Origin of the sequence: Yersinia thracica (assembly GCF_902170565.1) — a bacterium.
Lineage (GTDB): Bacteria > Pseudomonadota > Gammaproteobacteria > Enterobacterales > Enterobacteriaceae > Yersinia > Yersinia thracica.
The window spans coordinates 1-13909 of record NZ_CABHXX010000046.1 but is presented as its reverse complement, the minus strand read 5'-3'; the positions used below and the strand labels follow the sequence as shown (position 1 = coordinate 13909).

Here is a 13909-nt window from a genome sequence, read left to right as displayed (position 1 = left end):
CTGTTGTGAAGTTATACGGCGATGGTCGTTCTGAAACGAATTATGAGTCTGATGGGGCTATGTCTGAGCGCATTAGCCTCTTGCCAATATCTGTCAGCTGCATTACCTTTTGCGCCATAACTGCCGACGCGCCACGAAGGAGAAGAGAAATGGGATATAATCTGGCTGAGCTTTCTGATGAAGAAACAGCAAAAATGAATGTCGATCTGGCCGCCTCTGGGGTTGCATTTAAAGAGCGCTACAATATGCCGGTGATCCCTGAAATGGTTGCTCGAGAACAGCCGGATGAGCTACGTGAATACTTTTTACAGCGGTTGGCACACTACCGCAGTGAATCAAATAAATTCTCTCGCTTGCCGTATGAACCCAAAATGAAGTCATGAGCAAGAGACTCCCGCACAAAAATCTGCGGGAGTTTGGCGGTGAGAATCGCTAGGATTTTCGGGCAAACTTGTCGGTTGCAAGAATCAGTTGGTGCAAGATCCCGGGTTCGTCAAAGGAATGTCCAGCACCTTCGACAATATGCAATTCAGCCTCCGGCCATGCTTTTGCTAAATCCCACGCATTCTGTGGCTGACAAGCCATATCATATCGACCATGAATAATTACCGCAGGAATATGGCGAATGCGCGTGACGTTATCGAGCAGTTGGTTATCGCTATCCAAAAAGCCCAAGTGGGTAAAATAGTGATTTTCAATGCGGGCAAATGCCAGAGCAAAGTCATCTTCACCGAAAGAAGCCGCGCTTTTGGTTGGCAGTAAAGTGACTGTTTCGCCCTCCCACAAGCTCCAAATTTTTGCGGCCTCCAATTGTACCGCTTTGTCCGGTGAGGTCAGCCGCTTGCGGTAAGCGGCAGTGACATCGCCCTGCTCTTCTGGTGTTAACAGGGATAATACGCGCTGCCATTTATCGGGGAAGAAACGGGAGGCCCCGTCCTGATAATACCAATCCAACTCTTTTTTGCGCAAAGTGAATATCCCGCGTAAAACCATTTCACTGACCCGTTCGGGATAGGTTTCACCGTAAGCCAACGCAAGTGTCGAACCCCAAGATCCGCCAAATATCAACCAGTTATCTACACCGGCCATCTCACGCAGCCGTTCAATGTCATCGACTAGATGCCAGGTTGTGTTGTTATCCAAGCTGGCATGAGGAGTCGAGCGCCCACACCCGCGTTGATCAAAAAGTAATACTTTGTATTTCTTTGGGTTGAAAAGTTGCCGGTGATAAGGCGCGATCCCGCCGCCAGGGCCACCATGAATAAATACTGCGGGTTTACCCTCAGGGTTGCCACAGAGTTCCCAGTAAATCTGGTGACCATCACCCGTGTCTAGTAAGCCACTATCGTAAGGCTCATACGCTGGATAAAGCCCACGTAATTGTTCCATTATTTTTCCATGTTTGTTAAGACACTAGAGTTATCAAAGCTTATACAGCCCACAGGGTCAACGATAAAACATTACATTTACGCCAATCAGCACATTAATTCCATCAACAGGTGATAAATACACCATAACTTAATTAATTTTCAGGTCTTAGCTCAAAACATGGCGTTTGTTAGAATGTAATAAGAGAGATTGATATTTAATAATACCGTTATTAAACAATGCATTAAATATATTCATGTTTTCTTCCCTTGCAACTCTCCCCCATTAGGTGGTTAATAGGAGGGCGTACCAACCTAACCGAAGGTAAAGAGAGGCAAGCCATGAGTAAGGGAATGGACAGCAAAAAGAACGCGAAGAAAAAGCCACTAAAAACACCAGCTGAGAAAAAAGCTGAGAAACGCGCTAAAAAGTCATCTTCCACTAGCGCAGAATAACGGACTTTTCGTCTCGTCAGTCAACCCGCCACGATAGGCGGGTTTTTTGTTGCTAATATTTAAGCATCGCGGGGGACAGTAAGAATGTATTTTCGTGTCATCGATACAGAAACTTGTGGTTTAGAGGGCGGTATTGTCGAAATCGCGTCTATCGATATGGTGGACGGATTATTGAGCAACCCTATGAATGATTTGGTTAGCCCAGACAGGCCAATCAGTCTCGATGCCATGGTCATTCACCATATCACCGAAGAAATGGTGGAAGGTAAACCGCGCATTGCCGTTGCGGTCAGAAAATATCAAGGGAGCCCGTATTATGTCGCTCATAACGCCCCCTTTGACCGCGGTGTGTTACCGGAGATGGGCGGCCAATGGATTTGCACGTTAAAGCTCGCCCGTATGCTCTATCCTGATATTAAGTACAGTAATCAATATCTGCGCTACGCTTTGCGCCTGAATGTTTCAGTACCAGATAATCTTTATCCACATCGTGCTTTGTATGATTGTTATGTCACCGCCGCCCTGTTGCAACGCATCATACGAGACTCTGGATGGAACGCCGAGCAAATGGTGGAAATGACGCAACAACCGCTGTTGTTACAGACATTTAAGTTTGGGAAATATCGTGGGAAAAGTATTGAACAGATAGCCCGGCAAGATCCGGACTACCTGCGCTGGATGTTGACTTCAATTGCCGACCTTACGCCAGATATGCGTCATACCTTGACACATTATCTGGCGTAATCGATTTCATTGAATCAAGCTAAAGAGAGAATAAAAGCATATTCCAAAGCAATATCTTCATAAGCTTTGAAGCGCCCTGATTTACCCCCATGGCCCGAATCCATGTCGGTATAAAGCAATAATTTGTGGTCATCAGTTTTCATTTCCCGCAGTTTCGCGACCCATTTTGCCGGTTCCCAATATTGAACCTGGGAGTCATGCAACCCGGTAGTCACCAGCATGTGCGGATAATCTTGAGCTTTAACCTGATCGTATGGGCTATATTGCTTGATGTAATCGTAATAGGCCTTATCGTTTGGATTGCCCCACTCGTCATACTCGCCGGTCGTCAGAGGGATAGATTCATCCAGCATAGTGGTGACCACATCAACAAATGGCACCTGCGCCACAATACCTTTGTATAATTCAGGCGCCTGGTTAATAACCGCGCCCACCAACAAGCCGCCCGCACTACCGCCCATAGCGAAAACACGTTTAGCATCACCATAACCCTTGGTAACCAATGTTTTGGTAACATCGATAAAGTCATTGAATGTGTTTAATTTCTTGAGCAACTTGCCATCTTCATACCATTGCTGCCCCAGTTCCCCGCCCCCCCGAATATGTGCCAGTGCAAAGACAAAACCACGATCTAACAGACTTAAACGGCTACCACTGAATACGGGATCCATGCTGCTGCCATATGAGCCGTAGCCATAGACCAGCAGCGGGTTACTGCCTGGGGCGAAATGATCACGATGATAAACCAATGAAACTGGCACTTTGACACCATCCGATGCAGTGACCCAAATCCGCTCACTACGATACTTTTCTGGTGTGAAGTTTTTGACTTCCTGCTGCTTGAGCAACTGACGAGCACCGGTGTCCATATTAAGTTCATACATGGAGCTTGGCGTGGTCAGGGAGGAGTAACCATAGCGCAACAGTTCAGTTTCTGGCTCTGGGTTGTATGCCAACCAAGTGACATAGGTAGGGTCATCAAAAGTTACCGATTTCTGTTCATCGGTGACCCAGTGAATTTGCCGCAAATGTGTCAGCCCTTCACTACGCTCCTCTACCACCAGCCAATCGCGGAATAGGCTGAAGCCTTCCAACATAACCTCTGTTCTTGGCGCAATTAAGGATAGCCACTGAGATTCATCAGCGAAATCAACGGGCACTTTAGCTGCATCGGCGATTTTATATAGACCGAAATTTTTGCCATCTTTATTCGAACGTAAATAAAAATGCTGCTTATAGTGATCTAAACCATATTCATGGTCTTTGCGGCGTGGCGCGAACATTTGCGGCAGTGGTTCGTGCTGATCGGCATCCAACAGTAAAATTTCAGATGTTGTGGTGCTACTGAGATGAATGACAATAAAGCGCTCAGAAGTGGTTTTTTCCAAACCGACATAGAATGTATCGTCCGCTTCCTGATAAATCAGCTGGTCCGATGCAGGGTCAGTGCCCACGACATGGCGATAGACTTGATAAGGTAGCAACGTTTTTTCATGCTTACGCACGTAATACAGTGTTTTTGAATCATTGGCCCACTCAAAGCTACCCGACGTATTGCTGATCACTTCCTGCTGCCAGCTATCACTTTGTAAATGTTTTACCCGGATATCATATTGACGCCGTGATAAGAAATCCTCAGCCACTGCCAGTAGTTGATTATCTGGGCTAACATCCAGGCCCCCTAAGGTGTAGAACTCGCTTTCCGCCGCGCGTTGATTACCATCGAGTAAGGTTTCCCAACTACTATCAGCCCAAACCGGTTGGCGCACGTAAATGGCATATTCATTACCCGGTTCAAAACGTGTTTGATAGCGGTAGCCATTGCGGGTATAGGGGACGGACTCTTCTTGGGGCGGGATGCGGGAAACCATTTCCTGATACAAAGTTTCGCGAAGCGGTTGCTGCGGCTTCAACACCGACTCAGTGAACTCATTTTCAGCTTGCAGATAGTTCAGAACATCAGCATCAGTGCGCTCATCATCACGTAGCCAATAATAATCATCTGTACGGATATCACCGTGCATCGTCATCGGATAGGGCCGTTTATCTGCCTTTGGAGGTGTGGTCATTAGTTGAAGTGTCCATCAGTGTTCGTTATCCCGAGAGTGACACGATTACCTGTCGATGCCAAGCGGCAGCATCTGCTTAAATTTGAGTTGAAAGAGTGTAATTCAATGATAAAAAACATGATAAACAGGTGCAGGATAGGTTTGCGCCAGCACCTGTTTGGTCCGTGATTAGCTTAATTCCATTGCTATGGCTTCAAGCACGCAGGGTATAGGTGATGGTGCCAGCCTTACAATCAAGCACCACTTGGTAGGTTTTATCACCTTTTTTACCGCGAGCGGTCAAGGGAACCTGCCAGATATCATCTTTGCCTGTAATGTCTACCGCGCTAATCCAGGCAACCGGGCTATCAGTACCCAGCAGCTTTTTATCCACTTCCCAACGTGTTATACGATTTTGTAGAAAATCCCGTTTCACTTGGGTGGCAACTTGGGATTGATTTAACCCCATGCAAGCAGGGACTTTTGCTACCCGCGGTTCCTGAGCCTGTACACTACTGATGACACCGACCAAAGCCGCAGCCACTATTAAGGCGAGTCCTGTCTTTCTCATCATTCCTCCAGATATTATTATTTCTATCCTCTGGCTGGAACAATGATTGAAAGGGGGGTTACAGAGTGAATAGCGCGACAGAATCAAAGCATTAACGCTATTCAATTAACACCGAGTAAATTCAATCACGTAAAACTGCTCCAACCCCGGATAGATCTCCTTAATCACTTTATTCAGTTCATCCAGCGACATATTTTCTTGCTCGGCATGGCGTTGCGTCAGTGCATCCAAGCTGACTGGAGTGACGGATTTAACCAAAATATGGCAGAAAAACACGCCGTCTTCATTGCGACATACGCGCAGGGTTTCCCCTGGGCGAAAATCGGATTCACTGCTATCCCGGATAGTGATCGTTTTGCGATCAGCCAGAATATCCGCCTCAAACCGGCGAAAGAAGGTGATTTCACGATTCATTTTAGATCCCTTTTTCACTTCCTGCCGAAATCAGGCAGATTAAGCCGCTTGATTTTCATCAGGTTTGGATTTTTTCTCTGGTACGATTTTTTCAACTTTCGCTTTTGGCTGCCCCTCGGCGGATGCCGCTGGGTGGACACCACGCAAAATTTGCCCTAACGCGTCTTTGTTCTCTGCAAGGAAGAAGCTCAGGGCCTCGCGTTGATCTTCTTCAAGTGTTAAAGGTGACTGTGACAACCATTCAGACAAATTGTCAGCTAAATCCAGCATTTTATCGTAGGCATCGGCTTCTTTTTTGGTTGTGAAAGTCATTTTTTCCTCACCCTGTCTTACCACGACGAATTTTATTTCAACGGCCATTGATACGCGTCCTCTTCACTTACAGATTACTGTACATAACCACAGTATAATGTGATTTATTGGGGCGATGCAACCACCATCGCCCCCTACAGTGATTATTTTAATAAACGGGCTTTGCAGTTTTTGCCTTTGATCTTGCCTTGCTGTAGCTGCTGAAGAGCACGTTTGGCGCTCGCCTTGCGAATAGCAACATAAGCATGAACCGGGAACATATCGATTTTACCCACATCTGCGGCGGTCAGACCGGCCTCCCCCGTTAAAGCCCCCAGAATGTCGCCTGGGCGAATTTTAGCTTTACGGCCACCATCAATGCATAAGGTGACCATTTCAGGTTCCAGCATCCTGTTGGCACTGCGGCTTACCTGCTCGGCTGGCGTCCATTTCAGTTTCATTTGCATATAATCTTCAATGGCATGGGCGCGGGTCATTTCCTGTGGGGTACACAGGCTCACCGCCAGACCGCTCATCCCTGCCCGCCCGGTACGGCCGATGCGGTGCACATGAATTTCGGGATCAAATGCCAGTTCGAAGTTGACCACCAGTTCCAAGTCTTTAATGTCCAGACCCCGAGCAGCAACATCAGTTGCGACTAACACCCGGCAACTGCGGTTGGCAAAACGCACCAGCACTTGATCACGATCGCGCTGTTCTAAATCGCCATGCAAGGCCAACACGCTGATACCACGGGACTCCAGCGCCTCATAGACACTCTGGCAATCTTTCTTGGTGTTACAAAACACCACACAAGAAGCGGGCTGATAATGACTGAGGACGGAGATCAGCAGCGGCAAACGTTTTTCGCGCGTGGTTTCGAAAAATACCTGCTCAATCGCGGGCGCTTCATCACCATCATCGACTTCAACATTGACGGGCTGGCGCTGAACCCGCGCACTGATTTGCTCAATACCCGCCGGATAAGTCGCCGAGAACAGCAATGTCTGGCGCTGCGGTGGGGTATAGGCAATGACATCATCAATGGCATCAGTAAAACCCATATCCAGCATGCGATCGGCTTCATCCAGCACCAAAATTTTGAGGTCATCCAGCACCAGCGTTTTCTTGCGCAAATGCTCCTGAATTCGCCCCGGCGTGCCGACGACAATATGCGGGGCATGCACCAGAGAATCTAACTGGTGGCCCATCGGCTGGCCGCCACACAGGGTCAGGATTTTAATGTTTTGAGTAAATCGCGCTAACCGGCGCAATTCTTTACTGACCTGATCAGCCAGTTCACGTGTTGGGCACAGCACTAAAGCTTGAGTGACAAACTCACCCACAGCAATTTTGTCCAGCAAACCAATACCGAAAGCCGCAGTTTTACCACTGCCGGTTTTGGCTTTTGCCCGAACATCCTGCCCATTGAGGATGGCCGGTAATGCTGCGGCCTGTACCGGTGTCATCTCGGTATAGCCAAGTTCATTAAGATTGGACAACTGCTCAGCAGGCAGTGTCAGGGAAGAAAAGGACGTTGTGCTCACGGCAGTAACTCTTATAACGGAATGGAATGGCAGCGATAGCCTGAAGGCGAGCGCAAGATTTTGGCGCGATAATACCAGAGATAGGGCTATTGCCGGAACTATACCGCATCAATAGCGATAAAATGGTCTGATTCTGTGCTTAGAAGCCAATACGCAATCGTTTTCGTCGCCATTTTGCCGTATACTCATGCCCGTAAAATTCATCGCGTGTCAAAATTTTCCACTGATGTAGGTACCTCACTATGCTGACTATTGGAACCGCTCTGCGCCCGAATGCCACCCGTGTTATGTTGCTTGGCTCTGGAGAGCTGGGTAAAGAAGTGGCGATTGAATGCCAAAGGCTGGGGCTGGAAGTGATTGCGGTTGATCGCTACGCCGATGCACCCGCGATGCATGTTGCTCATCGTAGCCATGTGATTAACATGCTGGATGGTGCAGCGCTCAAGCTGTTGGTCGAGCAGGAAAAGCCGCACTATATCGTGCCGGAAATTGAAGCTATCGCCACCGATATGCTGGTTGAGTTGGAGAATATGGGCCAGAAAGTGGTGCCCTGCGCCGAAGCCACTCGCCTGACCATGAACCGAGAAGGTATTCGCCGTCTGGCCGCCGAAACGCTGCAATTGCCGACCTCCAGCTACCGCTTTACCGTGACCGAGCACGCCTTCCGCCAGGCGGTCAGTGAGATAGGTTACCCGTGCATTGTCAAGCCGGTGATGAGTTCCTCCGGTAAAGGTCAGAGTTTGATTCGCAATGAACAGCAACTTCAGGCCGCGTGGGATTACGCGCAACAAGGTGGCCGCGCGGGCGGCGGTAAAGTGATTGTCGAGGGATTGGTACACTTTGATGTTGAAATCACCTTGCTGACCATCAGCGCAGTTGATGGCATCCACTTTTGTGCGCCCATTGGTCACCGTCAGGAAGATGGCGATTACCGTGAGTCCTGGCAGCCACAAATGATGAGCGATATTGCGGTGGCGCGGGCGAAAGAGATTGCTTCGCAAGTGGTCACGGCGCTAGGGGGCTACGGGTTATTTGGGGTGGAATTGTTTGTCTGTGGTGATGAGGTTATTTTCAGTGAAGTTTCACCGCGCCCTCACGATACCGGCATGGTGACTTTGATTTCGCAGAATATGTCTGAGTTTGCCTTGCATGTGCGCGCATTTTTGGGCTTGCCCATTGGCACCATTCGTCAGTATGGCGCAGCGGCGTCGGCAGTTATTTTGCCCGAATTGACCAGCCAGAATATTGCTTACCATGGGTTGGAAACCGCCCTGATCGGTGACACACAAATTCGTTTATTTGGTAAACCTGATATTGCGGGTAAACGGCGGTTGGGTGTGGCGTTGGCGGTAGCTGATGATATTGATACCGCGATTGAAGTGGCAAAACGTGCCGCAGATGCGGTGGTCGTGATCGATAAGTAAGCCCGTGATCGATAAAAACCCGCCATCACGGCGGGTTTATTCAAACCGCTGACAAAGTTGATTCACGGGGAAATGTGCCGAATGGGTCGTAGTCGCGTAAGCGACCGGAGCGCCCATCGGTGCAGTCGCCCCGCCAGACTCCGGGCTATAAAAGAGGTTTGTCAATAACCTCAAAAACCGGAGCTTACCCCTCGTACGGGTCTTCTATTTCGTCCGCATCCTGCTCATTATCACGACGATAATCAGACTCATCACTCTCATCAAAGTCAGAATCTTCAAAGATAGGCATGGCTTGTGGATCATTCTGGTGCCGCTCGCGAATTTCTGCGGCGACCAAAGCAATCGCCTCGCCACTGCTCATTCCTTCCGACATGAATTGGTGAATACGTTCGACAGCTTCTTGCTGTTCCTCATGAGAAAGTGAAGGCATACCCGCTAACATTGATTTATCTCCTGCATATAATTGATTCAGTATACCTGTTTATTGTTATTTAAAGTGAATCACTATTTACGGTGAATTGACTGCCTCGGGTGAACAGCCCCCAATACTGGGTAATTTATGCTAATCTTGCCCAACTTTGGTGGTGAAAATACCCTTCCACCGCCTAATATGGCCAGCCGAAAGAAAGAATAGTGACTCATGAGTGTGAAAAACCTGACCTGCAAAACCTTGCCTTATCAACCAGATGCCCTGCTCCAGCAATTTGCCCCTCTTGCCCATCAAGCTTGGGCCATGTTGCTGCACTCCGGATTTGCTGAACACACCCATAACCGTTTTGATATTCTGGTCGCCGACCCGCAAGTCACTCTCACCACGCGGGGCGAGCAAACAGAAATTATCAGTGCGCAAGGCCAGGAACTCTCCCACGAAGACCCATTCTCTTTATTGCAGCAGCAATTGGATAAGTTTTCTCCCCCTATCCCACCTCACCCTGACCTGCCTTTTTTGGGTGGTGCATTAGGGTTATTTGGTTATGATTTGGGGCGGCGGGTTGAGACATTACCGGGGCTGGCCGAGCAAGATATCGCCTTACCGGACATGGCGGTCGGCCTGTATGACTGGGCTTTGATTGCCGATCATCATTTGCAAAAACTGACACTGGTCTGTCATGGCGATGCTGAACAGCGCTTGCAGTGGTTGCTGCAACAAAAAAACCCCGAAGCTACTTTGCCATTTAAGTTAACAGGCCCGTGGCAGGCCAATATGTCACGAGAGCAATATGGCGAAAAATTCCGGCAAATTCAGGAATATCTGCACAGTGGCGACTGTTATCAGATTAATTTGGCCCAAAGATTCAGCGCGCAGTATCAGGGTGATGAATGGCAAGCTTTTCTATCATTGAGCCGCAGTAATCAAGCGCCTTTTTCGGCTTTTATTCGCTTAGAAAAAAACGCAATTTTGAGCGTGTCGCCGGAGCGCTTTTTATGGTTGGAAAATCATCATATTCAAACCCGCCCCATTAAAGGCACTTTGCCGCGGCTGGATGACCCCGAACAAGACCGTTTGCAAGCGGAGCGGTTAGCTAACTCCACTAAAGATCGCGCTGAAAACCTGATGATTGTTGACCTGCTGCGCAATGATATTGGCCGGGTTGCACAGCCGGGCACTGTGCGGGTGCCGGAGCTGTTTGTGGTCGAGCCTTTCCCGGCGGTGCATCATTTGGTCAGCACCATTACCGCGATTCTGCCCGCAGAATCACCGCCAACCGCATTATTGCGCGCCTGCTTTCCCGGCGGCTCGATAACGGGAGCGCCGAAAATTCGGGCTATGGAAATCATCGAACAACTGGAACCCCAGCGCCGTAACGCCTATTGTGGCAATATTGGCTATATTAGTTGCTGTGGCACGATGGACACCAATATCACCATCCGCACCCTGCTGACTGAAAACGGTAAAATATATTGTTCTGCCGGCGGTGGAATTGTGGCTGACAGTCAGGAACAGGCTGAATACCAAGAAACTTTTGATAAAATCGCCCGAATATTGCCCCTACTGGAAAATAGTTAATTCATGAGTGAGCAATTCTGTGAATGACAGATTGATGAATAACATGTTGGTAAGCCAATCGGGGCAAACTTTGTCTGAATTTATTAGCCGCTTCCAGCTACAACGGCCTCAACCCGGCAGTTTTTCTGCCCATGACCGCCATGCTGCGGTATTAATTCCTATTGTTTGCCGACCAGAACCCACATTGCTGCTAACCCGGCGCTCCGATCATTTACGCAAACATGCCGGTCAGGTCGCCTTCCCCGGAGGTAAAGCCGACCCGCAGGATTTTTCACTGATTGATACCGCGTTACGAGAAGCAGAGGAGGAAGTGGCGATCCCTGGCTCCGCAGTACATGTTTTAGGGCAATTGGCTCCACTCGACAGTTCCAGCGGTTATCAGGTCACACCGGTCGTCGGCTTGGTTCCCGCCAATATCGCCTTTCAGGGTAATGAAGAAGAAGTCGCCGGGTTGTTTGAAATTCCCTTACGTGAAGCTCTCAGACTGTCGCGCTACTATTCGCTGGATATTCATCGCGGGGGAATCAATCACCGAGTCTATCTTTCGTGGTATGAAAGCCAATTTATCTGGGGGCTAACTGCGGCGATTATTCGCCGTCTGGCACAGCAGGTCAGTATTTAACCCTAATAGACGCATTAATAGTAAGGGTAATGCGTGACCCACTTCACAGCATGACGGCTAAAAAAGCTGAATTACAGCATAAAGCGATCCCTATCACCCCATCATCTCGATTTTTACTCTACTTTCTCTGCACAACCATTTTAAAAAAACTGTAAACTGACCTGTCAGCGTTATGAAATATCTGTAAAATATCTTTCATCACTATAAACCACTAAAAATGTAAGGTTAAAAGCTGATAGTGATAATGATTTATTGGTAGCGAAATGCCATGGTTGCGATATCAAATTGATACCGCCAACACCAGTAGAACCTCAATTTACAGAGCCCGATGATAGCAATACTTAATACGAAGTCACCTGCAGCTATCTACAGGGCTCTTTACTTAATACAGATATTCTCGGCCACATTCATCCATACCGAGAATAACAAAAAGCTTTGTTAAGGAGTTTTAGCGTGATTAGCGTTTTTGATATGTTCAAAATTGGTATCGGCCCCTCCAGTTCTCATACTGTTGGGCCAATGAAAGCCGGCAAAGAGTTTGCTGATTTGCTGGTCACTCAAGGGTTAATGCCGTCGATCACGCGAGTAGCCGTCGATGTTTATGGCTCACTGTCACTGACCGGGAAAGGCCACCATACTGATATCGCCATTATTATGGGGTTAGCGGGCAACATGCCCGATACCGTGGATATCGACAGTATTCCAGCGTTTATTCGGGATGTGGAATTACGTCAAAAATTGATGTTAGCCAATGGTTTGCATGAAGTTGACTTCCCGCGTGAGGGCGGGATGGTATTCCGCAGTGATAATTTACCATTGCATGAGAATGGTATGCAGATCCACGCCTATGCCGGTGATGAAAAGGTGCTTAGCAAGACCTATTATTCAATCGGCGGCGGTTTTATCGTTGATGAAGAGCATTTCGGTAAAGCCGTGGTGAATGCCGTCAGTGTGCCCTATCCGTTCAATTCTGCTGAAGAAATCCTGGCTAACTGCGAGCAAACCGGTATGTCGGTCTCCGGCATGGTGATGCAGAATGAGCTGGCGATGCACAGCAAAGAAGAGATTGAATCCTACTTTACGGCGATTTGGCAAACCATGCGCGCCTGTATTGATCGTGGCCTGAACACCGAAGGGGTGCTACCAGGCCCGCTGCGAGTGCCGCGCCGCGCCGCGCCATTACGCCGATTGTTAGTTTCCTCGGATAAGCTGTCCAGCGACCCAATGAATGTCATTGACTGGGTCAATATGTTCGCACTGGCGGTTAACGAAGAAAATGCTGCGGGTGGCCGCGTGGTTACTGCGCCAACTAACGGCGCCTGTGGCATCGTGCCAGCAGTATTGGCCTATTACGATCACTTTATCGAGCCGGTTACCCCTGAAATCTTTATCCGCTATTTCCTGTCATCCGGTGCTGTCGGGATCTTGTATAAGATGAATGCGTCGATTTCTGGCGCTGAAGTGGGCTGTCAGGGTGAAGTGGGTGTTGCCTGTTCAATGGCGGCTGCCGGTCTGGCCGAGCTACTGGGTGCCAGCCCGGTTCAAGTGTGTATCGCCGCTGAAATTGGTATGGAACATAATCTGGGTCTGACCTGTGACCCGGTTGCGGGTCAGGTGCAAGTGCCGTGTATTGAGCGTAATGCGATTGCCTCGGTAAAAGCCATTAACTCTGCACGGATGGCTATGCGCCGTACCAGTGAACCGCGTGTCTCACTGGATAAAGTGATCGAGACCATGTTTGAGACCGGTAAAGATATGAATGCTAAATACCGCGAAACCTCCCGTGGTGGTTTAGCCATTAAAGTGCAATGTAATTAATTTATTGCATTGAAAAATTGTTTTCATTAAGGGGAGCTAGTGCTCCCCTTATGCTGAGTGAAAGATAAGTTTAGCAACCAGCACACGCGGGATTGCAACATATCTCACAACACCAATCATCCTCTCCTGGAGTGGGTGGGGACTCAATATCACACGCTTTTTTGTTTACCTCAGCGGCGATAGGTGTCGATAATACATCACCAACCGTCTCCTGACTTAATGTGCAAAATGAAGTCAGCATTAACACAAGAACAAAAACTATCTTTTTCATAAAACCTCCATCACTAATGGGCAGAGTGCTACAAAAATATAGGCTGTGCGGTGTCAAAAGCAGAAAATGAATTTTTATTTTGAATAACAGACTAAAAAAACAGATCAGAGCAATATTAGGATTTTTAGATATATCCAAGCTCACGGCAAATATTAAGATGACTATTTTGAGCACTGACTGACTTAAGTGAATTTAAGCATAAACCAAATTTATCAATTTGGCATCGTCATTTTAAATAATTATATTTTTATTTTCTAATTAGTACAAAACCCACAGCGTAATACATTGATAATTAACATACTTAATTACATTGCATATCAATTATAAA

At 48.1% G+C, this 13909-nt stretch carries 14 protein-coding genes; 6 read left to right on the top strand and 8 right to left on the bottom strand.

Going from position 1 to position 13909, the window contains the following annotated elements; all coding sequences use genetic code 11:
* Positions 1-149 precede the first annotated feature (149 nt).
* Positions 150-383 carry a DNA polymerase III subunit theta gene (locus FTA91_RS06055; RefSeq protein ID WP_004389928.1) on the top strand — a complete coding sequence of 78 codons (234 nt, stop codon included), beginning with the start codon at positions 150-152 and terminating at the stop codon, positions 381-383.
* A gap of 49 nt (positions 384-432) precedes the next feature.
* On the opposite strand, the gene pip is transcribed toward FTA91_RS06055, so the two are convergent.
* Positions 433-1389 (bottom strand): prolyl aminopeptidase, encoded by a 957-nt coding sequence (pip, locus tag FTA91_RS06050; RefSeq protein ID WP_050116306.1) that lies wholly within the window; start codon positions 1387-1389, stop codon positions 433-435.
* A gap of 518 nt (positions 1390-1907) precedes the next feature.
* Here pip and exoX point away from each other — a divergent pair.
* Entirely contained in the window at positions 1908-2567 is a 660-nt protein-coding gene (exoX, locus tag FTA91_RS06045; RefSeq protein ID WP_050116305.1) for an exodeoxyribonuclease X, read from the top strand.
* 14 nt (positions 2568-2581) lie between these two features.
* Here the strand turns inward: exoX and FTA91_RS06040 are convergent, their stop codons facing one another.
* The 5 genes from FTA91_RS06040 to dbpA form a co-directional block, all read right to left on the bottom strand.
* Positions 2582-4636, bottom strand: a complete 2055-nt coding sequence (locus FTA91_RS06040; protein ID WP_050116304.1) for a S9 family peptidase — start codon at positions 4634-4636, stop codon at positions 2582-2584.
* A 193-nt stretch (positions 4637-4829) separates the two neighbouring features.
* Positions 4830-5186: a protein YebF gene (gene yebF, locus FTA91_RS06035; RefSeq protein WP_174634962.1), complete on the bottom strand. Its 357-nt coding sequence runs from the start codon at positions 5184-5186 to the stop codon at positions 4830-4832.
* Positions 5187-5291: 105 nt separating this feature from the next.
* A complete protein-coding gene (yqfB, locus tag FTA91_RS06030) occupies positions 5292-5600 on the bottom strand; it encodes a N(4)-acetylcytidine aminohydrolase (protein ID WP_050116302.1) in 309 nt (102 codons plus the stop codon).
* 39 nt (positions 5601-5639) lie between these two features.
* Positions 5640-5960 carry a YebG family protein gene (locus FTA91_RS06025; protein WP_145534224.1) on the bottom strand — a complete coding sequence of 107 codons (321 nt, stop codon included), beginning with the start codon at positions 5958-5960 and terminating at the stop codon, positions 5640-5642.
* A gap of 95 nt (positions 5961-6055) precedes the next feature.
* Positions 6056-7438 (bottom strand): ATP-dependent RNA helicase DbpA, encoded by a 1383-nt coding sequence (dbpA, locus tag FTA91_RS06020; protein WP_050116300.1) that lies wholly within the window; start codon positions 7436-7438, stop codon positions 6056-6058.
* 242 nt (positions 7439-7680) lie between these two features.
* On the opposite strand from dbpA, the gene purT reads away from it, so the two are divergent.
* Complete coding sequence (gene purT, locus FTA91_RS06015) at positions 7681-8862, top strand: formate-dependent phosphoribosylglycinamide formyltransferase (protein WP_145583068.1); 1182 nt, start codon at positions 7681-7683, stop codon at positions 8860-8862.
* A 184-nt stretch (positions 8863-9046) separates the two neighbouring features.
* Here purT and FTA91_RS06010 read toward each other — a convergent pair whose 3' ends face one another.
* Positions 9047-9304 carry a YoaH family protein gene (locus FTA91_RS06010; RefSeq protein ID WP_050116298.1) on the bottom strand — a complete coding sequence of 86 codons (258 nt, stop codon included), beginning with the start codon at positions 9302-9304 and terminating at the stop codon, positions 9047-9049.
* Between the two features lie 198 nt (positions 9305-9502).
* Between FTA91_RS06010 and pabB the strand changes: the two genes are divergently transcribed.
* The 3 genes from pabB to FTA91_RS05995 all read left to right on the top strand — a co-directional run bounded on the left by pabB (position 9503) and on the right by FTA91_RS05995 (position 13310).
* Positions 9503-10870, top strand: a complete 1368-nt coding sequence (pabB, locus tag FTA91_RS06005; RefSeq protein WP_050116297.1) for an aminodeoxychorismate synthase component 1 — start codon at positions 9503-9505, stop codon at positions 10868-10870.
* Between the two features lie 34 nt (positions 10871-10904).
* The gene (locus FTA91_RS06000) at positions 10905-11492 is read left to right on the top strand and encodes a CoA pyrophosphatase (RefSeq protein WP_050116296.1); all 588 of its coding nucleotides are present in this window, start codon (positions 10905-10907) and stop codon (positions 11490-11492) included.
* 453 nt (positions 11493-11945) lie between these two features.
* Positions 11946-13310 carry an L-serine ammonia-lyase gene (locus FTA91_RS05995; protein ID WP_050116295.1) on the top strand — a complete coding sequence of 455 codons (1365 nt, stop codon included), beginning with the start codon at positions 11946-11948 and terminating at the stop codon, positions 13308-13310.
* A gap of 70 nt (positions 13311-13380) precedes the next feature.
* Here the strand turns inward: FTA91_RS05995 and FTA91_RS05990 are convergent, their stop codons facing one another.
* Complete coding sequence (locus tag FTA91_RS05990; protein WP_319802886.1) at positions 13381-13551, bottom strand: ST-I family heat-stable enterotoxin; 171 nt, start codon at positions 13549-13551, stop codon at positions 13381-13383.
* Between the last annotated feature and the right edge of the window lie 358 nt (positions 13552-13909).

Bases quoted from the DNA above. Each gene is read 5' to 3' on its own strand.
- FTA91_RS05990 (WP_319802886.1), bottom strand. From the start codon at position 13,551: ATGCTGACTTCATTTTGCACATTAAGTCAGGAGACGGTTGGTGATGTA.
- FTA91_RS06010 (WP_050116298.1), bottom strand. From the start codon at position 9,304: ATGTTAGCGGGTATGCCTTCACTTTCTCATGAGGAACAGCAAGAAGCT.
- pabB (WP_050116297.1), top strand. From the start codon at position 9,503: ATGAGTGTGAAAAACCTGACCTGCAAAACCTTGCCTTATCAACCAGAT.
- pip (WP_050116306.1), bottom strand. From the start codon at position 1,389: ATGGAACAATTACGTGGGCTTTATCCAGCGTATGAGCCTTACGATAGT.
- FTA91_RS06025 (WP_145534224.1), bottom strand. From the start codon at position 5,960: ATGGCCGTTGAAATAAAATTCGTCGTGGTAAGACAGGGTGAGGAAAAA.
- FTA91_RS06000 (WP_050116296.1), top strand. From the start codon at position 10,905: ATGAATAACATGTTGGTAAGCCAATCGGGGCAAACTTTGTCTGAATTT.
- exoX (WP_050116305.1), top strand. From the start codon at position 1,908: ATGTATTTTCGTGTCATCGATACAGAAACTTGTGGTTTAGAGGGCGGT.
- FTA91_RS06040 (WP_050116304.1), bottom strand. From the start codon at position 4,636: ATGACCACACCTCCAAAGGCAGATAAACGGCCCTATCCGATGACGATG.
- FTA91_RS06055 (WP_004389928.1), top strand. From the start codon at position 150: ATGGGATATAATCTGGCTGAGCTTTCTGATGAAGAAACAGCAAAAATG.
- yebF (WP_174634962.1), bottom strand. From the start codon at position 5,186: ATGAGAAAGACAGGACTCGCCTTAATAGTGGCTGCGGCTTTGGTCGGT.
- purT (WP_145583068.1), top strand. From the start codon at position 7,681: ATGCTGACTATTGGAACCGCTCTGCGCCCGAATGCCACCCGTGTTATG.
- yqfB (WP_050116302.1), bottom strand. From the start codon at position 5,600: ATGAATCGTGAAATCACCTTCTTTCGCCGGTTTGAGGCGGATATTCTG.